The following is a 20,128-nucleotide window of genomic DNA, read 5'->3' as shown; positions in this document are numbered from 1 at the left end:
CCCGTCGCGCCGGCGTTGCCAGGCCGGTGACGGCACCGCTACCCTGCCGCTCCGACCGCCAATCGATGCCGCATGACCGCTCGCGCCGTTCCGTCCCTTCCGTCCCGGCTGCGTGCATCGCGCCCGGTGCTGGCCGTTCTGGTCGTCCTGCTCGGCGTGGCCGCGTTGCCGGCCGATGCCCAGTCGCGTCGCGATGCCGCGGCCATCGAGGCGCTGGACCAGCGCATGGAGCAGGCGGAGCTGCGCTACCGCGAGGCGATGGTGAAAGTGCGCAACGAAGAGCCCGGCGCGACCGCGGAAGGCGATGCCGCGCTGGAGGACATGGAGGACGTGATGGTGGCATGCGGTCGCCAGCGCGGTTGCGATCCGGTCCGGTTCGTGACCAGCTTCAAGCGTCTGCTCAAGGCCGGTGCGGATTCGGCCGCCACCCCGGAGGACGAGGACGGTTCGGACCCGTTCGACGCCGATCCCGACGGCATGGGGACGCTGCTGGCCGCCGACGTGCCGGAGGCGGCGCGTGCGGCCGCGCTGCTGACCGACGGCCAGCGGTTCGCCGACATGGTCCAGTTCAACCCGGCGGTGCAGGAAGGCATCCGTCGCTGGCTGACCGACATGCGCGTCTCGCTGCTGGTCAGTCACGAAAATTACCAGTACATGCGCCACCTGATGTGGCCGAACTTCGAGCGCGCCGGCCTGCCCGAGGCCCTGCTGTTCGGCATCCTCGCCAAGGAATCCACGGGCCGCGTGCATTCCACCTCGCGCGCCGGCGCCGCGGGGCCGATGCAGTTCATGTACGCGACCGGGCGCCGGTTCGGCCTCGGTCCGGATGCCACCGGTTTCGATACCCGCTACGACGCGTACGCCTCGTCGCAGGCCAGTGCGGCCTACCTCAACGAGCGGCTGGCCGAGCTCAACAACAACATCGAGCTCGCGCTGGCCGGTTACAACGGCGGTGAAGGCCGTGCGCGCCGGATCTTCGGCGCCAGTGCCAGCGGCAACTTCTGGGACGAGTCGGTCTACAGCCAGTTTCCGCCGGAAACCCGCGATTACGTGCCGATGGTGATCGCCGCGGCCTGGTTGTTCCTCCATCCCAAGCGTTACGGCCTGGACTTCCCGCGGGTGGATGCGCGTCCGGCCACCTTGACCCTGCAGCGGCAGGCGTCGATCTACGAACTCACGATCTGCCTCGGCAGCAGCGGATCGGCGCCCGGCTACATGCGCGTGCTGCGGAACCTCAATCCGCGTTATCGCGCCGACGAGTGGATTCCGGCAGGGACCCAGCTCAATGCCACGACGCGGATGGTCACCCAGTACAACCGCTGGTGCACCCGTGGCCCGCGCGCCGAACTGGCGCACGAGCTGGTGCGGACCGATCCGGCGCACGCGCTGGTGACCGCCGGTCCGGCCACCGCGGTCGCGGCATCGGCGGTGCCGGCTGCTGCCGCGCCCGCGCGACGCCATCGCGTCGCCCGCGGGGAGTCGCTCGGGCGCATCGCCGCACGCTACGGCTGCGATCTCGGTGCCCTGGCGCGCGGTAACAATCTGCGCGCGCCGGGTTATGCGATCCACCCGGGGCAGGATCTCGAGCTGAGCGGCTGCAGCCGATAACGCCGGCCCGCGGTGCAGGCGTCCCCACCGGACGGCCGGGTCACGCGGCGTCGCCGCGCGACGAGGACTAGCGTGGCCGCATCGTCGCCAGACGCTGGCCGACGCGCGTGACCTGCTCGGGGGCCAGGCCGGGCACCAGGTCGGCGACACCCGGCGGCAACAGCACGATCACCGTCGAGCCGTAGTTGAAGCGTGCCATTTCGGCGAAACGTTCCACCACGATGTCGCGCCCGCGATAATCCTTGCGGGTGATCGAGCGCGCGTACTTCGGGATTTCCACGCCGCTCCAGACCGTCTCCACGCCGGACACCAGCAACGCGCCGACCATCACCATCGCCATCGGCCCGAAGTCGGTGTCGAAATGACAGACCAGACGTTCGTTACGGGCGAACAGGCGGGGCACCGCCGCGACCGCCGAGGTACCGACGCTGAACAAGCGGCCGGGGATGTGGACGGTCTCGCGCAGGCGACCGGTCCAGGGCATGTGCACGCGATGGTAATCGCGCGGCGACAGGTAGACGGTCGCGAACGTGCCTTCGTCGAACGCTTCAGCGGCTGCGGCGTCGCCCAGCAGCTCGGTGGTGGTGAACGAACGGCCCTTGGCCTGGAAGATGCGGCCGCGTTCGTCCGGATGCCCGATGGGTCCGCACTGGCTGATGCGACCATCGGCCGGCATCAGCAGCGCGTCGGGCGCGGGATCGGCGACGTGCACGCCTTCGCGCAGCGCGCGGGTGAAGAAGGCGTTGAAGCTGGCATAGGCGCGCGGATCGCTGGCGGCGGCCTCGGCGAGGTCGACGTCGAAACGGCGGACCACGGTGTCGATCAGCCAGCGGCTGACGGCGGGATGTTCGGAGTACGCCAGCCGTCGGGCGAGCCCGGACAGCACGCGGTGGGGCAGGACGTAGGTCAGCGCGGTGATGGGATCGCGGGACATGGGCGTACGCTCAGCGGCGTTCGGTGAGCAGGCGCAGATCCTCGGCGATCGCCGCCGGATCGAACGGCGGCTGGATCACGCCGGCCATGCGTGCCTGCGGGTCGAGCACCGCCAGCGCGGCCGAGTGGTCGATGGTGTACTGGCTGTCCGGGAAGCCGTCGGGCGGCGCCACTTTCATGAACACCAGCGACAGCGAGCGGGCGAACGCTTCCAGTGCCGGCACGTCCGCAGTGGCGGCCAGGATGTCCGGATGGAAGGCTGCGGCGTACTCGCCGGTGCGCTCGGGACTGTCGCGCTCGGGGTCGACCGACACGAACAGCACGCGCGGCCGCACGCCTTCGGGCAGGTCGTCCCATTGCCGCTGCGCCTGACCCAGTTCGGCCAGGGTGGTCGGGCACACGTCCGGGCAATGGGTGAAGCCGATGAACACCACGGTCCAGTGGCCCTGCAGCTCGCCGGGCACCAGTTGGGTGCCATCGGACTGCTGCAGCGAGAACGGCGGCAGCGCACGGGCCTGCGGGAACAGGGTGATGGCCCGGGTTTCGATCCGTGCGGTGGCCGGATCGGTGAAGAATTTCTGCGCGGCCAGCAGGCCGAGACCGCTGGCGATGGCGAGGATCAGGACGATGAGGCTGGTGCGATTGAACAAGACGATCTTCCGCTTCGTTTTCGCCATGATACCCGCGCGCCCCATATACTTGCCGGTCACCCGGCTTCCCCAGCCGCCCGCACCGGCGGGCCGCGCCCCGCATGACCGACGAACTGCACACGATCATCGACCTGATCCGCTACGGCGCCAGCCGCTTCAACGCGGCCGGTCTGACCTTCGGACACAGCTACGACAACGCGCTGGACGAGGCCACCCAGCTCACCCTGCACGCGCTGCACCTGCCGCACGACCTGAGCCCGGTGTACGGCCAGGCCCGGGTCACGATGGCCGAGAAGGAAGACGTGCTGGGGCTGTTCCTGCGCCGCATCGAAGAGCGCGTGCCGGCCGCCTATCTGACCGGCGAGGCCTGGTTCGCCGGCCTGAGCTTCAAGTCCGACGGCCGCGCGCTGGTGCCGCGTTCGCCGATCGCCGAGCTCATCCTGTCCGGCTTCGAGCCCTGGCGGGGCGGGCGCGACGTGCGGCGTGCGCTGGATCTGTGCACGGGGTCGGGCTGCATCGGCATCGCGATGGCGCACTACAACCCCGACTGGCAGGTCGACGCCGCCGATCTGAGCATCGAGGCGCTGTCGCTGGCCGAGGAGAACCAGGCGCGCCTGCTCGCCGACAACCTGCGACTGGTGCATTCGGACCTGTTCGCCGGCCTGCAGGGCGAGCATTACGACCTGATCGTCACCAATCCGCCCTATGTCACCAACGACGAGACCGATGCGCTGCCGCGGGAGTACGGCTACGAGCCCGAACTCGGCCTGCGCGCCGGCGACGACGGCCTGGATCTGGTGCTGAAGATCCTGCGCGACGCCCCGCTGCACCTGACCGAGCACGGTCTGCTGATCTGCGAGGTCGGCGATTCCGAGCGCGCGGTGAACGCCCTGCTGCCGGAACTGCCGCTGGCCTGGGTGGAGTTCAAGGTGGGGCAGATGGGCGTGTTCGTGGTCGAACGCCGCGATCTGGTCGTGCACAACGCGCGGATCAGCGCACTGGCCGCCGAGCGCGAGGCGGGCGGCGCCACGCCGGCACCGGCGCCTGCCGCGGAGGTCGCGCCGGGCGGGCTGTTCTGAGGCCGGCTCCCGAGTCATGTCGAATACCCACGGCTACCTGTTCCGCGTCACCACGTTCGGCGAGTCGCACGGCCCGGCGATCGGGTGCGTGATCGACGGGTGCCCGCCCGGTATCGCCATCGCGCCGGACGATTTCACCCGTGATCTCGAGCGCCGCGCCACCGGCAAGAGCCGACACACCTCGGCGCGCCGCGAGGCCGACGTCGTGGAGATCCTGTCCGGCGTGTACGAGGGCGTCACCACCGGCACACCGATCGCGCTGCTGATCCGCAACACCGATCAGCGCAGCAAGGACTACACCGCCATCGCCGCGCAGTTCCGTCCCGGCCACGCCGACTACGCCTATTGGCAGAAGTACGGCATCCGCGATCCGCGTGGTGGCGGGCGCTCGTCGGCGCGCGAGACCACGATGCGCGTCGCCGCGGCGGTGATCGCGAAGAAGTGGCTGGCCGAGCGCCACGGCGTGCAGGTGCGCGCGCACCTGTCGCAGCTGGGCACCCTGGTACCGGCCGCGCACGACTGGTCGGTGGTCGAGGACAACCCGTTCTTCTGGCCGGATGCCGCGCAGGTGCCCGAGCTCGAGGCCTACATGGACGCGCTGCGCAAGTCCGGCGATTCCGTGGGTGCGGAAGTGACCGCGGTCGCCGATGGCGTGCCCCCGGGCTGGGGCGAGCCGATCTACGGCAAGCTCGATGCCGAACTCGCCGCGGCCATGATGTCGATCAATGCGGTCAAGGGCGTCGCGATCGGCGATGGCTTCGCATCCGTCGCCCAGAAGGGCACCGAACATCGCGACGTGATGACCCCGGACGGGTTCGCCTCCAATCATGCGGGTGGCGTGCTCGGCGGTATCTCGACCGGACAGCAGGTGGTGGTGTCGGTGGCGTTCAAGCCGACGTCGAGTCTGCGCCTGCCGGTGGAAGGGCTGGATACCGAAGGCCGCGTGGTCGACATCGTCACCACCGGCCGCCACGATCCCTGTGTGGGCATCCGCGCCACGCCGATCTGCGAGGCGATGCTGGCACTGGTGCTGATGGACCAGGCCCTGCGCCACCGTGCGCAATGCGGCGACGTCGGCACGATGACGCCGCGCATCCCGGCCGCCCGCGATGGCTGAACCGCGGCCGCGCGTCTGGGTGAGCCAACCGCTGTTCGACGACATCGTCGCCCGGCTGGAGGCGCATTTCGATGTCGACGCCGCGTCCGCGATCACCGAGTACGCGCCTGCCGAGATCGCGCGTCGGCTGGCGGAGGTCGATGGCGCGCTGGTCACCCTCAACGAGCGCATCGACGCCGGGGCGGTTGCGGGCGCGCCGCGCCTGCGCGCGGTCGCCAATGTCGCGGTCGGCCACAACAATCTCGATCTCGACGCGTTGTCCGCTGCCGGCGTGCTCGCGACCAACACGCCCGACGTGCTGACCGACACCACGGCCGACCTCGGCTTCGCGCTGTTGATGGCCGCGGCGCGCCGGCTCGGCGAATCCGAGCGCTGGCTGCGCGACGGCCGATGGGGCCAGTGGTCGTTCTCGACCATGCTCGGCGCCGACATCCACGGCAGCACGCTGGGCATCCTCGGCATGGGCCGGATCGGACGGGGCATCGCCCGGCGCGGTGCCCACGGCTTCGGCATGCGCGTGGTCTACCACAACCGCAGCCGTCTGCCGGACGATGTGGAAGCCGACCTCGGTGCCACCTGGCTCGATTTCGATGGGCTGCTGACCGAAGCGGACCACCTGGTGCTGGTGCTGCCTTACTCGGAACAGACGCATCACATCGTCGACGCCGCCGCGCTCGCGCGGATGAAGCCGACCGCGACCCTGGTCAATGTCGCACGCGGCGGCATCGTCGACGAGCAGGCGCTCGCCGAGGCGCTGTCGTCGGGCCGTCTGGCCGCCGCGGGCCTGGACGTGTTCGAAGGCGAGCCCGCGGTGCGCCCCGAGTTGCTCGCGCTCGACAATGTCGTGCTGACCCCGCACATCGGCAGCGCCAGCCTGGCGACCCGCCGGGCGATGGTGTCGCTGGCCGTGGACAATCTGATCGCCGCGCTGGGTGCCGGTCCGCACGCGGACGATCCGCCCAGCCCGATCAACGCCGACGCCGTCGTGAAAACCCGCAAAGCCACCGACCGGAAACGGTAGGGAGCCCCGCGCGCGGTCGATTCGCGGGGAGGCTCCCCGAATCCGGTCCGCATCGCCTTGTTCCCACTACGTGTCCCACTTTTCGAGACTTCATCCATGTCCCAGGAATCCCGTCGTTTCAACGTCGCGGTCGTCGGTGCCACCGGCGCGGTCGGCGAAACCATGCTGTCCATCCTCATCGAGCGGAACTTCCCCATCGGCCGTCTCGTCGCCCTGGCCTCGGAGCGCTCGGCCGGCGGTCACGTCGCCTTCGGCGACGACGAGATCCTGGTCCAGGATCTAGCGAGCTTCGATCCGGCCGGGATCGACATCGCGCTGTTTTCCGCTGGCGGCGACGTGTCCAAGGCCTACGGCCCGAAGTTCGCCGCCGCCGGTGCGGTGGTGATCGACAACTCCTCGGCGTTCCGCTACGACGACGATGTCCCGCTGGTGGTGGCCGAGGTCAATCCGGAGGCGCTGAAGCGGCGTCCGCGCGGGATCGTCGCCAATCCGAACTGCTCGACGATGCAGATGCTGGTCGCGCTGGCGCCGCTGCACCGCAAGGCGCACATCGAGCGGATCAACGTCGCCACCTACCAATCGGTGTCCGGTGCAGGGCGCTCGGCGATGGAGGAACTGGGGCGCCAGACCGGCGCGCTGCTGAACTTCCAGTCGCCCGAGCCCGAGCGCTTCCCGGTGCAGATCGCCTTCAACCTGATCCCGCACATCGACGACTTCCAGGACAACGGCTTCACCAAGGAAGAGATGAAGCTGGTCTGGGAAACGCAGAAGATCCTCGGCGACGACAGCATCCTGGTGAATCCCACCGCGGTGCGGGTGCCGGTGTTCTACGGCCACTCCGAAGCGGTGACGATCGAGACCCGCGACAAGCTCGGCGCCGACGAGGCGCGTGCGTTGCTCGAAGCCGCGCCGGGTGTCGAAGTGGTCGACGAGCGCCGCGCCGGCGGCTATCCGACGCCGGTCACCCACGCCTCGGGCAAGGATGCGGTCTATGTCGGCCGGATCCGCGAGGATCTCTCGCACCCGCGTGGGCTCAACCTGTGGATCGTCTCCGACAACATCCGCAAGGGCGCCGCGCTCAATGCGGTGCAACTGGCGGAGCTGGTCGCGGCCGAGCGCTGATCGCCGCGGGGATCGCCGCCGGGATTGCAGGTTGTCGCGGGTGCGAAGACGCGCCCGCGAGACGCGCGATCCGTGGCGTGCAGCGTTGCGGACCCGTCATGCGGCGGCTAGAGTCGTGACCCCGAGGGGAGGCACGATGCGAACGATCTGGCGGACCATCCTGGTGCTGTGGCTGGCGCTGTGCGTCAGTGCGCCGGCGTTCGCGCTGGGTCTCGGCCAGCTCCAGGTCCGGTCGCAGGCCGGGGAGCCGCTGCTGGCGGAGATTCCGGTCGTTTCCAGCGACCCGCGCGAACTGCAGCAACTGCGCGCACGTCTGGCCTCGCCGGACACGTTCACTCGCGTCGGGCTGCAGGCACCGCAGGGCGCGGTCGCCGATCTGCAGTTCAATGTGGCGCTGGACGCGCAGGGGCGCCCGGTGATCCGGGTCACGACCCTGCGGCCGGTGGCCGAGCCCCTGCTGACCTTCCTGGTGGAGGTCGACTGGGGGCAGGGGCGGTTGGTGCGCGAGTACTCGGCGCTGCTGGATGCGCCGGATACCGTCGCAGCCCCCGCACAGCCCCCGATCCAGGCGCCGCAGCCCGCGGCATCGGCGACGACGGCAGGCACGATCGCACGCGAGGCGCCGCCGCGGACGGCATCCAGGAACGAAGCGCGTCCGGACGACGAGCGCGCCCCGGCGCCGCCGATCGCGTCGTCGACTCCCACGGCGGATGCGGCCGCGGGCGATGCGGTGCCGGTGCAGGCGTCGCCGCCGCCGGCGCCCGCCACGGCCTTGCGCTCGACGCCTGGCGAGTACGGTCCCGTGCAAGCCGGCGACACCCTCAGCCAGATCGTGCAACGGATCGCGCCCGACGACGATGTCACCGTCAACCAGATGATGCTGGCCCTGTTGCGCAGCAATCCTGAAGCGTTCATCGGCGGCAACATCAACCGGATCCGCCAGGGGGCGGTGCTGCGGGTGCCGGGGCGCGACGAAGCGCTGAGCGTCGGCGTCCGCGAGGCGACCGCCGAAGTCCGGACCCAGGTCGCGCGCTGGCGCGACATGACCCAGCCGGTCGCGACGCCCGACGCCGTCGCCGCTGCCGACGCAGGGACGGACGACGCCGGTGCCGCGGCACCGGCCACCACCGCGGCCGCGCGCGGCGCGCGGCTGGAAATCGTGCCACCCGGACAGGGCGGTACCAACCAGGCAGGCACACGGTCGGGCATTGCGGCCGGCGGCGAGGGCGACATGCTTCGACAGGAATTCCAACAGGCGCAGGAGACTCTGGCCGCGCGCGACGCCGAGCTCGACGAACTGAAGGCCCGGTTGACCGAGCTGGAGGCGCTGCAGCGCCAGCAACAGGAACTCATCGAGCTCAAGGACAGCGAGCTGGCCGCTGCGCAGGCGCGGTTGGCCGACAGCAACCAGCGCGAATCCGGCGGCGGCAGTGCGCTGCCCTGGGTGGGCGGGCTGCTGCTCGGCCTGCTGGCAGCCGGGCTGCTCGTCTGGTGGCTGGCGCGCCGCGACGCCGCGCGTCCGGTTTTCCGGGCACCGGCAGGGCATGTGCCGCCCGCACCGCCGGCCGTGCCGCCGCCGGCGCCTGCGCCGGCGGGTGGTCGGCCGACCTGGCATGCCAGCGGCGGCGCGTCGACGCCGGGGGCCGCGCCATCCGCGGTGCCGACGGGAACCGTGGCCGACGCCGGCGTCGCTGCCGGTGCCGCTGCGCTGGTCGCGCCCGTGGTGGTGGTCTCCGATCGAGATGTGCCGCCTTCGCCCCCTGACGAATCGGGGGTGCCGGACGAGCGCACGACGTCCGGATTCGCAGACGACTTCGCAGACGCCGCAATGCGCGGGACGGCCACTCCGGCGGACGACGGGACGGCGCGTCCTGCGGAACCTCAGGGCGATGTTCAGGGCCGGTACGGACACGATCCGCTGGAGGCTCGACACGTGCCGGACGCCCACGTGGCGGCCCCCGGCGCGGCGGCCGCCGGGGTGCCGGATGCCCGGGCGCCCGACGCCCCCGAGCGCGACGCGCAGGGGCGCGAACGGATCGAACTCGCACAGGCCTACGTCGAGCTCGGTGACACGGAAACGGCGCGGGACCTTCTGCGCGAAGCCTTGCACAGCGATTCTCCCGCCGTGCGCGGCGATGCCGCACGGCTGCTGGACAGCCTGGACTGAACGGGCCGGGTTGAACCGGTCGGCTTGGATCGGCCGAGTCGAGCCGGCCGCGTTCGGGTGGACTCGACGTGCCGCGGATCTGATGCGCATGCCCCGCGGGCACCCGCCGGTGCGGGGTGCTCGCCGATGCGGCGGCAGGTCGTGGTCGCCGACGAAACCGCGTGCGCACGGGCGCAAGCTAGGAATGCCGTGGTGACGTGGGGGCCGCCTCGGCCTAGGATGCCGGTCCCCGCTGTCGGAAGATCTGCATGCGTTTCGCCCTCGGCGTCGAGTACGACGGTTCGTCCTTCCAGGGCTGGCAGCGCCTGAGCCAGCCCGGCGAGCCCGGTCCGCCAACCGTTCAGGCGGCGCTCGAAGCAGCGCTTTCGAGCGTCGCCGATGCGCCGGTCGAGACCGCGTGCGCAGGCCGGACCGACGCCGGCGTGCACGGACGCTGCCAGGTCGTGCATTTCGAGACGGATGTGGTGCGCGATCCGCGCGGCTGGATGCTCGGCGCGACCGGGCGGTTGCCGCCGTCGGTCGCGATACGCTGGTGCGTGCCGGTGGCGGAGACCTTCCACGCGCGCTTCAGCGCGCACGCCCGCCGGTATCGTTACCGTCTGCTCGATCGCGACGTCCGGCCCGCGCTGGAGCGCCAGTATCTGGCCTGGTCCCGTCGTCGCCTGGACGACGGGGCGATGGATCGCGCGGCGCAGGCGCTGGTCGGGGAGCGGGATTTCACCAGTTTCCGCACCGTGCACTGCCAGGCCCCGCACGCGCGCCGCAATCTGCAGCGGATCCGGGTCTCGCGTGATGGCGAGGCCATCGCCATCGATGTGCAGGCGAATGCTTTCCTGCATCATATGGTGCGCAACATCGTCGGATCGCTGATGGAAGTCGGCGCCGGCGAGCGGCCCGAGCACTGGATCGCCGATCTGCTGGCCGCGCGCGACCGTACCTTGGCCGGTCCCACCGCTCCATCGGCGGGCCTGGTCTTCGTCGGTCCCCTGTACTCCCCCGACTGGGGGCTGCCCGACGAGGTCACCGAGTGAAGCGCACCCTGTTCCGTACCCGCATCAAGTTCTGCGGGATGACCCGACCCGGCGACGTCCGTCTGGCCGGCGAGCTCGGCGTCGATGCCGTGGGTTTCGTCTTCGCGCACGGCAGTCCGCGCCGGATCGATCCGGAGGAGGCGCGCGCCATGCGGACCGCGTTGTCGCCGCTGGTGAGCCCGGTGGCGGTGTTCCGCAACAACGACGGCGACGAGGTGCGCGACGTGGTGCGCCGGGTGCGGCCGACGTTGCTGCAGTTCCACGGCGGCGAGGAAGACGCGTTCTGCCGCAGTTTCGGGCTGCCCTACATCAAGGCGGTGGCGATGGGCGCCGGCAGCGGGGACGGAGTGGTCGACCTGATCGCGTTGCGCGTGCGCTACGCGGGTGCGTCGGGATTCCTGTTCGACAGCCACGGCGCGGGCGAGGCGCCGGGCGAGGGCCGTACCTTCGACTGGAAGCGGTTGCGGCCCAGCATCGAGACACCGTTCTTCGTGTCCGGAGGGCTGACGCCGGACAACGCCTTCGATGCGGCCTACGGCACCTTGCCGTGGGGCGTGGACGTCAGCAGCGGCATCGAGAGCGCGCCGGGACTGAAGGATGGCGACCTGATGCGCCGCTTCGTCGAAGAGGTGCGTCGCGCCGATTGCAAGGAGCTGAAGGAGGAGGGGGAGTGAGTACGGACCCTCGAGCCGACAGCCGTTTCGATTTCCATGCCTGGCCGGACGCCAGCGGCCACTTCGGCCGATTCGGCGGCCGTTTCGTCGCCGAGACCCTGATCGGGCCGTTGCAGGCGCTGGCGGAGGCCTACGATACCGCGCGTGCCGACCCGGACTTCATCGCCGCGTTCGACCGCGACCTCAAGCACTACGTCGGTCGCCCGAGCCCGATCTACGAAGCCGAGCGACTGAGCCGCGAGATCGGCGGTGCGCGGATCCTGCTCAAGCGCGAGGACCTGAACCACACCGGCGCGCACAAGATCAACAACACCATCGGCCAGGCGCTGCTCGCCAGCCGGATGGGCAAGCCGCGCATCATCGCCGAGACCGGCGCCGGCCAGCACGGCGTGGCCAGCGCGACCGTGGCCGCACGGCTGGGCCTGGAGTGCGTGGTCTACATGGGCGCGACCGACATCGAGCGGCAGAAGATCAACGTCTACCGCATGCGTCTGCTCGGCGCCAGGGTGGTGCCGGTGACCAGCGGCTCGGCGACGCTGAAGGATGCGCTCAACGAGGCGATGCGCGACTGGGTGACGAACGTCGCCGACACCTTCTACATCATCGGCACGGTGGCCGGCCCGGATCCGTACCCGCGCATGGTGCGCGACTTCAACGCGGTGACCGGCCGCGAGGCGCGTGCGCAGATGCTGGCCGAATACGGCCGGCTGCCCGATGCGATCACAGCCTGCGTGGGCGGTGGCAGCAACGCGATCGGTCTGTTCCATGCCTTCCTCAACGACGCCGACGTGCGCATCGTCGGCGCCGAGGCGGCCGGAGACGGCATCGACAGCGGGCGTCACGCGGCGTCGATCGCCGCCGGGCGCCCGGGCGTGCTGCACGGCAACCGCACCTACGTGATCTGCGACGACGACGGCCAGATCACCGAAACGCACTCGGTCTCTGCCGGTCTCGATTACCCCGGCGTCGGCCCGGAGCATGCCTTCCTCGCCGAGAAGGGGCGTGCCGAGTATGTCGGCGTGACCGACGACGAAGCGCTGGCGGCGTTCCATCTGCTGGCGCGTACCGAGGGCATTCTCGCCGCGCTCGAATCCAGTCACGCCATCGCCCAGGCGATCAAGCTCGCCCGGGATCTGCCCAGGGACGCGCTGGTGCTGGCCAACCTGTCCGGCCGCGGCGACAAGGACGTGCACACCATCGCGGCCCGGGAAGGCGTGGAAGTCTGACCGGCATGGTGGACCGGCGCGCCACGCTCATCGTCGATGTCCACCGCGACCCCGACGGCCGCGCGCGGCTCGACGCATGGTTCGCGCGTTGGGAGGCGGAGCTGTCGCATCGTTCGGACAACCTCGGCTGCGGGTGCTGCGTGGACATCTTCGAGGTGGCCGCACCCGACGACGCGCTGGCGGAGCTTCCCGGTCATCTGCTCGGGGGCGGCGACTGGAGCGATCCTCCTCCACCCGATGCGGCGCCCAACGCGTCGTTCGATCCGCCGCCGACCGAGCGGTTTCCGCTGGCGGCCCGGCTTCGCCACTTTATGCACACACGAAAAAAATGAACCGTATCGAGACCCGTTTCGCATCGCTCCAGGCCGCCGGTCGCAAGGCGCTGATTCCTTTCATCACCGCGGGCGACCCTTCGCTGGAGGCGACGGTGCCGGTGATGCATGCGCTGGTCGCCGCCGGTGCCGACGTGATCGAGCTCGGCGTGCCGTTCTCCGATCCGATGGCGGACGGGCCGACGATCCAGCGCAGTTCCGAGCGCGCGCTGGCGCGCGGCGGTGGCCTGCGTCACGTGCTGGAGAGCGTGCGCGCCTTCCGGGACGACGACGCGGCCACGCCGGTGGTGCTGATGGGCTACCTGAACCCAGTCGAGATTCGTGGGGCGGCGCGCTTCGCCGCCGATGCCGCGGCCGCGGGCGTGGACGGCGTCCTGCTGGTCGACCTGCCGCCGGAAGAGGCCGCCGAGTTCCGGGAGGCCTTCGTCGCGCACGGCGTGGCGCTGATCCTGTTGGCGTCGCCCACCACCGACAGCGCACGCCTGGCGCGCTTGCTCGCCGATGCGCAGGGGTATCTCTACTACGTCAGCTTCGCCGGCGTCACCGGCGCGTCCGACCGTCTCGACACCGGCGCGGCCGGCGCGCGCCTGCGCACGATCCGCGAAGGCGCATCGGTCCCGGTGGTCGCCGGCTTCGGCATCCGCGACGCCGCGGGCGCTGCGGCGATGGCTGCATCCGCCGATGGCGTGGTGGTCGGCAGCGCGCTGGTGGCGGCGTTGGCCGAGGCGGATGACGTGGCTGCGGCCGTCGAGCGCGCCTCGGCCTTCCTGTCGCCGCTGCGCAGCGGGCTCGACAACACGGCGGCCTGAACCCGCCCGCGATGCGCCGGCGTACGGCCGACCCCCTTTCGAATCAACGGTTTGCGCGTGAGGCGGCAGGCCTGCACGTGGCCCGGGCCTGATAGAATCGCGCTCTTGTCCCGGCCCGGCATCCGCAAGGGCGCCCGGGCCACGATGGAGTGAACCGATTTGAGCTGGCTCAAGAAAGTGATGCCGTCGAGCATCCGGACCGAACCCAACACCCGCCGCAAGCGCAGCGTGCCCGAGGGGCTGTGGGAAAAGTGCGACCGGTGCGGCGCCGTGCTGTACCGGCCCGAGCTCGAGGAAAACCTCGAGGTCTGCCCGAAGTGCGCGTTCCACCGGCCGATCCGGGCCCGTGCGCGCCTGCGTGGCTTTCTCGATCCGCACACCGGGACCGAGATCGGCGCCGCGCTCGGCCCGACCGACGTGCTGAAGTTCCGCGACCAGAAGCGCTACGGCGATCGCATCAAGGCGGTCCAGAAGACCACCGGCGAGCGTGATGCCCTGGTCGCGCTGGAAGGCACGCTCAAGACCCGGCCGATCGTGGCCGCCGCATTCGATTTCGCCTTCATGGGCGGCTCGATGGGCTCGGTGGTCGGCGAGCGCTTCGCGCTGGGGGCCGAACGCGCGCTGGAGATCGGCTCGCCGTTCGTGTGCTTCGCCGCCAGTGGTGGCGCGCGCATGCAGGAGAGCCTGTTCTCGTTGATGCAGATGGCCAAGACCTCGGCGGCACTGGGGCGCTTGCGCGAGGCGGGACTGCCGTACATTTCGGTGATGACGCACCCGACGACCGGTGGTGTTTCGGCGTCGTTCGCGATGCTGGGCGATATCAATCTGGCAGAGCCCGAAGCGCTGATCGGTTTCGCCGGTCCGCGGGTGATCGAGCAGACCGTGCGCGAGACGCTGCCGGAAGGTTTCCAGCGGTCCGAGTTCCTGCTCGAGCACGGGGCGATCGACCAGATCTGCGACCGGCGCGAGCTGCGCGACCGCATCGCCACCCTGGTGGCGATGCTCATGCGTCAGCCGGAGCCCGGAGTCGCTGCGTGAGCCGCAGGTACTTCGGCACCGACGGCATCCGTGGCCGTGTCGGCGAAGGCCCCATCTCGGCGGATTTCGTGCTGCGCCTTGGCAATGCCTACGGCCATGCGCTGCGTGCCGGCGAGGCCGCGTGGCGCAAGCCGTTCGTGGTGATCGGCAAGGACACCCGGATCTCGAACTACATGTTCGAAGCCGCGCTGGAGGCCGGACTGGTCGCGGCGGGCGTGGACGTCGAGCTGATGGGGCCGATGCCCACACCGGCCGTCGCGCACCTGACCCGTTCGCTGCGGGCCGATGGCGGCATCGTCATCTCCGCCTCCCACAACCCGCACCACGACAACGGCATCAAGTTCTTTTCGGCCGATGGCGAGAAGCTCGACGATGCGACCGAGCTGGCCATCGAGGCCGCGCTCGACGCGCCGTTCCGCACCGTCGAGTCCGACAAGCTCGGCAAGGCGGTGCGCACGCGCGATGCGGTGGGGCGTTATCTGGAGGCGTGCAAGAACTCGCTGCCGCGAGGTTTCGACCTGCGCGGCATGCGGATCGCAATGGATTGCGCCAACGGTGCCACCTACCAGATCGGGCCGCTGGTGCTGCGCGAACTCGGCGCGCGCGTGGACGCCATCGGTACCGCGCCCAACGGCGTCAACATCAACGACGGGGTGGGGTCCACGCATCCGGAGACCCTGGCCGCGCATGTCCGGGCCACGGGCGCGGAACTCGGCATCGCGTTCGACGGCGACGGCGACCGTGTGCTGCTGGTCACCGCCGACGGCCGTGTCGTCGACGGCGACGACCTGCTCTACATCCTGGCGCTCGATTGGCAGGCCAGCGGTCGCCTGCAGGGGCCGGTGGTCGGCACGTTGATGACCAATTACGGTCTGGAGCAGGCGTTCGAACAGCGCGGCATCGGGTTCCTGCGTGCCAAGGTAGGCGATCGCTACGTGCATCAGGCGCTCACCGAACACGGCGGCGTGCTCGGCGGCGAGGCCTCGGGCCACCTGCTGTGCCTGGATCGCACCAGCACCGGCGACGGCATCGTCAGCGCATTGCAGGTGCTGGAAGTGCTGCAGCGGCGGGGCATCGGCCTGGCCCAGGCCCTGGAGGGCCTGAAGCGCTATCCGCAGAAGACAGTGAACGTGCGCTACGTCGCAGGCGCCAAGCCGGCCGAAGCGCCGGCCGTGCAGGCCGCGCTGGCGCAGGCGCAGGCCACGGTCAAGGGCCACGGGCGTGCATTCCTGCGTCCGTCGGGCACCGAGCCGGTGGTGCGCGTCACCGTCGAGGCCGACGATGCCGGCCTGATGCAATCCACCCTCGACTCTTTGGCCGACGCGGTGCGCGCGGCCGCAGCCTGAAGGAACTCGCCATGAGCGCCCGCATTCCGACTCTCGATATCCGCCGGTTCACCGATCCGGTCGACGACCGCGACCGCGCCGCGTTCGTGGCCGAACTCGGCGCCGCCTACCGCGAGTGGGGGTTCGCCGGCATCAACGGTCATGGCATCGCGCAGGCGCAGATCGACGGCGCCTACGATGTGTTCAAGGCGTTCTTCGCCCTGCCGGAAGCGACCAAGCGGCAGTACCACGTGCCGGGCGGCGGCGGCGCGCGCGGCTATACCGCGTTCGGCGTGGAGACCGCCAAGGGCGCGAAGCACTTCGATCTCAAGGAGTTCTGGCACATCGGCCGCGAAATTCCGGACGATTCGGCGTACCGCGACGTGATGCCGCCGAACCTGTGGCCGGACGAGGTCCCCGGATTCCGCGAGCACGGATATGGGCTTTACCGGACGCTCGACAGGCTCGGTGCGAGCGTCCTGTCCGCGCTGGCGTTGCACATCGACCTGCCGGAGGACTACTTCGCCGACAAGACCGACTCGGGCAATTCGATCCTGCGCCCGATCCACTCCCCGCCGATCACCGCCGACGACATTCCCAACGTGCGCGCCGGCGCCCACGAGGACATCAACCTGATCACGCTGCTGGTCGGCGCGAGCGCGGCGGGCCTGGAAGTGCTGTCGAAGAAGGGTGAGTGGGTGCCGTTCACCTCGGACGCGGACACCATCGTGGTCAACATCGGCGACATGCTGCAGCGCCTGACCAACCATGTGTATCCGTCGACCACGCACCGGGTCACCAATCCGCCCGGCGACGAGGCGCGCAAGCCGCGTTACTCGGTCCCGTTCTTCCTGCACCCGAACCCGGATTTCCTGATCGACGTGCTGCCGTCCACGGTGACCGCGGACAACCCCAGCCGCTACCCGGAGCCGATCACCGCGCAGGGCTATCTGGAAGAGCGCCTGCGCGAGATCAAGCTGCGCTAGTTCTCCGACATGCCGCAGCAAACCCCTTTCTCCTGCCTGCGGAAGAAGGGGTCCCGAAGGGCAGGTAGGGGCGTTTTCGTTCGCCAGTCCCACCGGCATGCTGCGGCGGGCTCCTTTCTCCCGCCCGTGGAAGAAGGTGCCCTGAAGGGGCGGATGAGGACGCTGTTCGCTGCCTCGCCTGATGGCGGAACCGTCGGGTGTCGTGCTTCGCTCCTTTTCGCTGCGATCCGACAGGCCCCGCCGTGGCCGGCAGGCCCTTGCCGCGAATGTCCCCCCGGCCACCGCCATGCGGCGGCGGCCTCCTTGGTTTCGCGCAACGGCCTACCGGCCACGGCGGGGATCGGCTTGCGGATTGCAGGGGGCCGTTGCCATCGGGCCGCCGCGTGGCGAAACGAAGCGAGGCCTCTCGCAGCCGACTCACTGCGTTGGGGAGAAGACCCTTTCTCCCGGCTCCAGCCCCCGGACCCACTCAATCCAGCGGCCGCACCTTGCGCGAGTTGCGCGCCATCAGCCCGAGCGCCATCGGGTGGGGCAGGTGTCTGGCCAGCCCGTGCAGCAGGCGGTAGCGCCAGCCCGGAATCGCCAGCACCCGGCCGCGCTCGCAGGCCTCGATGCCGAACCGGGCCACGGCATCGGCGTCCAGCCACATCCGCGCCGGTACCCGCATCCGGGAGCGGGTGCCGGTGACGTCGTGGAACTCGGATCGGGTGAAGCCGGGGCACAGCGCCGTGGCATGTACGCCGGCGTCGGCGTTTTCCAGCGCCAGGGCCTCGCTGAACTTCACCAGGAATGCCTTGGCCGGCGCGTACAGCGTCTGGCCGTCCGCCGCCGGCATCAGCGCCGCGAACGAGGCGACGTTGAGGATCCTGCCGGTGCCGCTGGCGCGAATCGCGGGAAGCAGGCGCCAGGTCAGCTCCGAGACCGCGGCGACCATCACCTGGACGAAGGCGGCATGGGTGGCCCAGTCGCTGGCCGGGTATCGCCCCGGCACGCCATAGCCGGCATTGTTGACCAGGATGCGCACCTGCAGGGCGCGCGCTTCCAGCGCGTCGGCGATCGCCGACGGCGCGCCGGGCTCGGCGAGGTCGGCGACGATCACCGTCACCGGGACCTGGGCCTGCAGTTCGGCGGCCAGCGCCTGCAGGCGTTGCCCGCGACGCGCGGTGAGCGCCAGCGGTACGCCGCGTCGCGCATACTCGCGGGCGATGGCGGCACCGATGCCGCTGGATGCGCCGGTGACCAGTGCGACGCCCTGTGCGGCCTCGTGCGCCATCGTCTTTCGCTCCCGGAAGTGTGCAGGGCAGGGTAGCGCGCCCGACGCGGTCGTTTCCGGCGTCGCCACGGACGCGGCCTACCGGCGCCGGCTGGCAGCCCCTAGAATCGACATCCGCTTCGCTTCTTCGAGGAATCCCATGCGCCCACGCATCGTCGCCGGCAACTGGAAGCTGCACGGCAGCCGCGTCTTCGCCACCGATCTGGTGTCCCGCATCGCGCAGGCGCCGTCCGCGGGCGTCGAGGTGGTGATCCTGCCGCCACTGCCGTACCTGGGCGATCTGGTCGAGGATTTCGAGGGGCAGCCGGTCGCGTTCGGTGCCCAGGACGTGAGCTGCAACCAGGAAGGCGCATGGACCGGCGAGGTGTCGGCGAAGATGCTGGTCGATGTCGGGGCGCGCTTCGGCCTGGTCGGCCATTCGGAGCGCCGCCAGTACCACAACGAAAGCAGCGAACACATCGCGCGCAAGTTCCTGGCCGCGGTCAACGCGGGCCTGCGCCCGATCCTGTGCGTGGGCGAGTCCCTGCAGCAGCGCGAAGCGGGGCGGACCGAGGACACCATCGCCTCGCAATTGCGGCCGGTGCTGGACCTGGTGACCGCGGCGGCGTTCGCCAATGCCGTGGTGGCTTACGAGCCTGTCTGGGCGATCGGGACCGGGCAGACCGCCAGTCCGGAGCAGGCGCAGGCGGTTCATGCGTTCATCCGTAGCGAAATCGCCGCCCGGGATGCTAAGATCGCTGATTCGCTGCCCCTCCTGTACGGGGGCAGTGTGAAGCCCGCCAACGCCGCCGAGCTGTTTTCGCAGCCCGACGTCGATGGCGGCCTGATCGGCGGCGCCTCGTTGGTGGCCGCCGATTTCCTCGCCATCGTCGCGGCCGCCGCGGCGCAATAGCGGTCAAAGATCCGATGCTGCTGATCGTCCTCAATATCCTGTTCGTCATCGTCGCCATCTCGATGGTCGCGTTGATCCTCATGCAGCGCGGCGCGGGCGCCCAGGCCGGTTCCGGCTTCGGTGGCGGCGCGTCGTCGACCGTGTTCGGCTCGCGTGGCTCCTCGAATTTCCTGTCCAAGAGCACCAAGTGGCTGGCGATCACGTTCTTCGCCATCACCCTGTTCATGGCGTGGTACGCCACCCGCCAGGCGCAGCCGACGGTGCAGCAGGATCTCGGCGTGATGTCCGCGGTGCCGCAGGCGCCGGTCCAGCCCTCGGCCCAGGACGGCAGCGTGCCGCAGGCGCCTGCGCAGGACGGTGCTTCGGTGCCTGCTGCCCCCGCTGCCGAAGGCGGTGGCGATGCCGCCGTGCCGGCGCCGCCCGTCGACGAGTCGGCCGCGCAGCCGCCGGCGCCTCCTGCGACGGAAGAGCAGCAAAACCAGCAGTAAAGCGCGTACAATGCGCACCCCCGCCGGCGCCCGTGCGTGCCGGCGAGCAAGCTTTGCCCAGGTGGCGGAATTGGTAGACGCACTACCTTGAGGTGGTAGCGACTTATGGTCGTAGGGGTTCGAGTCCCCTCTTGGGCACCAACACGCGGCGGTCCGCCGCACCTCCGACGCCCCGCTTTCCGAGCGGGGCGTCGGCGTTTTTCGAGGCGCGTCGGCAACGACATGCACATGTCGATAAATCGTTTACTCCCCAGTTTACGAAACGGTACAATTACCGGGTTTCGAGATGCAGGCGCCGTGCGAGCGGGACCTGTCGAAGCAGGCCTCGCGGGGCCAACCGGACGGGCGGCCGCCACC

At 70.3% G+C, this 20,128-nt stretch carries 18 protein-coding genes, 1 tRNA gene and 1 pseudogene; 17 read left to right on the top strand and 3 right to left on the bottom strand.

The window, feature by feature from the left end; translation table 11 throughout:
• Window positions 1-72: 72 nt before the first annotated feature.
• Complete coding sequence (locus RG19_RS08850) at window positions 73-1,608, top strand: transglycosylase SLT domain-containing protein (RefSeq protein ID WP_058834961.1); 1,536 nt, start codon at window positions 73-75, stop codon at window positions 1,606-1,608.
• Window positions 1,609-1,675: 67 nt separating this feature from the next.
• On the opposite strand, the gene asd is transcribed toward RG19_RS08850, so the two are convergent.
• The gene (gene asd / locus RG19_RS08845) at window positions 1,676-2,542 is read right to left on the bottom strand and encodes an archaetidylserine decarboxylase (RefSeq protein ID WP_058834960.1); all 867 of its coding nucleotides are present in this window, start codon (window positions 2,540-2,542) and stop codon (window positions 1,676-1,678) included.
• Window positions 2,543-2,552: 10 nt separating this feature from the next.
• A complete protein-coding gene (locus RG19_RS08840) occupies window positions 2,553-3,191 on the bottom strand; it encodes an SCO family protein (protein WP_058836510.1) in 639 nt (212 codons plus the stop codon).
• 101 nt (window positions 3,192-3,292) lie between these two features.
• On the opposite strand from RG19_RS08840, the pseudogene prmB reads away from it, so the two are divergent.
• From prmB to RG19_RS08775, 13 genes and pseudogenes are all read left to right on the top strand, one after another.
• Window positions 3,293-4,204 (top strand): annotated as a pseudogene (gene prmB / locus RG19_RS08835) (50S ribosomal protein L3 N(5)-glutamine methyltransferase); the annotation flags it as partial.
• 82 nt (window positions 4,205-4,286) lie between these two features.
• Window positions 4,287-5,387 carry a chorismate synthase gene (aroC, locus tag RG19_RS08830; protein WP_058834959.1) on the top strand — a complete coding sequence of 367 codons (1,101 nt, stop codon included), beginning with the start codon at window positions 4,287-4,289 and terminating at the stop codon, window positions 5,385-5,387.
• Window positions 5,380-6,408, top strand: coding sequence for a 2-hydroxyacid dehydrogenase (locus tag RG19_RS08825; protein WP_058834958.1), 1,029 nt, complete (start codon window positions 5,380-5,382; stop codon window positions 6,406-6,408). The genes aroC and RG19_RS08825 overlap by 8 nt, the downstream gene beginning before the upstream one ends.
• A gap of 96 nt (window positions 6,409-6,504) precedes the next feature.
• Window positions 6,505-7,530, top strand: coding sequence for an aspartate-semialdehyde dehydrogenase (locus RG19_RS08820; protein WP_058834957.1), 1,026 nt, complete (start codon window positions 6,505-6,507; stop codon window positions 7,528-7,530).
• Between the two features lie 136 nt (window positions 7,531-7,666).
• Window positions 7,667-9,697 carry a FimV/HubP family polar landmark protein gene (locus RG19_RS08815; protein ID WP_058834956.1) on the top strand — a complete coding sequence of 677 codons (2,031 nt, stop codon included), beginning with the start codon at window positions 7,667-7,669 and terminating at the stop codon, window positions 9,695-9,697.
• A gap of 248 nt (window positions 9,698-9,945) precedes the next feature.
• Window positions 9,946-10,728, top strand: coding sequence for a tRNA pseudouridine(38-40) synthase TruA (truA, locus tag RG19_RS08810; RefSeq protein ID WP_058834955.1), 783 nt, complete (start codon window positions 9,946-9,948; stop codon window positions 10,726-10,728).
• A complete protein-coding gene (locus RG19_RS08805; protein ID WP_058834954.1) occupies window positions 10,725-11,402 on the top strand; it encodes a phosphoribosylanthranilate isomerase in 678 nt (225 codons plus the stop codon). Before truA ends, RG19_RS08805 begins: the two co-directional genes overlap by 4 nt.
• The gene (gene trpB / locus RG19_RS08800) at window positions 11,399-12,628 is read left to right on the top strand and encodes a tryptophan synthase subunit beta (RefSeq protein WP_058834953.1); all 1,230 of its coding nucleotides are present in this window, start codon (window positions 11,399-11,401) and stop codon (window positions 12,626-12,628) included. The genes RG19_RS08805 and trpB overlap by 4 nt, the downstream gene beginning before the upstream one ends.
• A gap of 5 nt (window positions 12,629-12,633) precedes the next feature.
• Complete coding sequence (locus RG19_RS08795) at window positions 12,634-12,960, top strand: hypothetical protein (RefSeq protein ID WP_058834952.1); 327 nt, start codon at window positions 12,634-12,636, stop codon at window positions 12,958-12,960.
• Window positions 12,957-13,769 (top strand): tryptophan synthase subunit alpha, encoded by an 813-nt coding sequence (gene trpA / locus RG19_RS08790; RefSeq protein ID WP_058834951.1) that lies wholly within the window; start codon window positions 12,957-12,959, stop codon window positions 13,767-13,769. Before RG19_RS08795 ends, trpA begins: the two co-directional genes overlap by 4 nt.
• Window positions 13,770-13,928: 159 nt before the next feature.
• Complete coding sequence (gene accD / locus RG19_RS08785; RefSeq protein ID WP_058834950.1) at window positions 13,929-14,807, top strand: acetyl-CoA carboxylase, carboxyltransferase subunit beta; 879 nt, start codon at window positions 13,929-13,931, stop codon at window positions 14,805-14,807.
• Window positions 14,804-16,153 (top strand): phosphoglucosamine mutase, encoded by a 1,350-nt coding sequence (gene glmM, locus RG19_RS08780; RefSeq protein WP_058834949.1) that lies wholly within the window; start codon window positions 14,804-14,806, stop codon window positions 16,151-16,153. Before accD ends, glmM begins: the two co-directional genes overlap by 4 nt.
• Window positions 16,154-16,164: 11 nt before the next feature.
• A complete protein-coding gene (locus tag RG19_RS08775; RefSeq protein WP_058834948.1) occupies window positions 16,165-17,118 on the top strand; it encodes an isopenicillin N synthase family dioxygenase in 954 nt (317 codons plus the stop codon).
• Window positions 17,119-17,587: 469 nt separating this feature from the next.
• On the opposite strand, the gene RG19_RS08770 is transcribed toward RG19_RS08775, so the two are convergent.
• Window positions 17,588-18,391 (bottom strand): SDR family NAD(P)-dependent oxidoreductase, encoded by an 804-nt coding sequence (locus RG19_RS08770; protein ID WP_058834947.1) that lies wholly within the window; start codon window positions 18,389-18,391, stop codon window positions 17,588-17,590.
• 139 nt (window positions 18,392-18,530) lie between these two features.
• Here RG19_RS08770 and tpiA point away from each other — a divergent pair, with 139 nt between their 5' ends.
• The 3 genes from tpiA to RG19_RS08755 all read left to right on the top strand — a co-directional run bounded on the left by tpiA (window position 18,531) and on the right by RG19_RS08755 (window position 19,912).
• Window positions 18,531-19,283: a triose-phosphate isomerase gene (gene tpiA / locus RG19_RS08765; protein ID WP_058834946.1), complete on the top strand. Its 753-nt coding sequence runs from the start codon at window positions 18,531-18,533 to the stop codon at window positions 19,281-19,283.
• A gap of 14 nt (window positions 19,284-19,297) precedes the next feature.
• Window positions 19,298-19,771, top strand: coding sequence for a preprotein translocase subunit SecG (gene secG / locus RG19_RS08760; RefSeq protein WP_058834945.1), 474 nt, complete (start codon window positions 19,298-19,300; stop codon window positions 19,769-19,771).
• A gap of 55 nt (window positions 19,772-19,826) precedes the next feature.
• A tRNA-Leu gene (locus RG19_RS08755) sits at window positions 19,827-19,912 on the top strand.
• Window positions 19,913-20,128 lie beyond the last annotated feature (216 nt).

This window comes from Luteimonas abyssi (genome assembly GCF_001482195.1).
Classification (GTDB): Bacteria; Pseudomonadota; Gammaproteobacteria; order Xanthomonadales; family Xanthomonadaceae; genus Luteimonas; species Luteimonas abyssi.
Note: the sequence above shows the minus strand (reverse complement) of the source record. Positions and strands in the feature narration are given on the sequence as shown.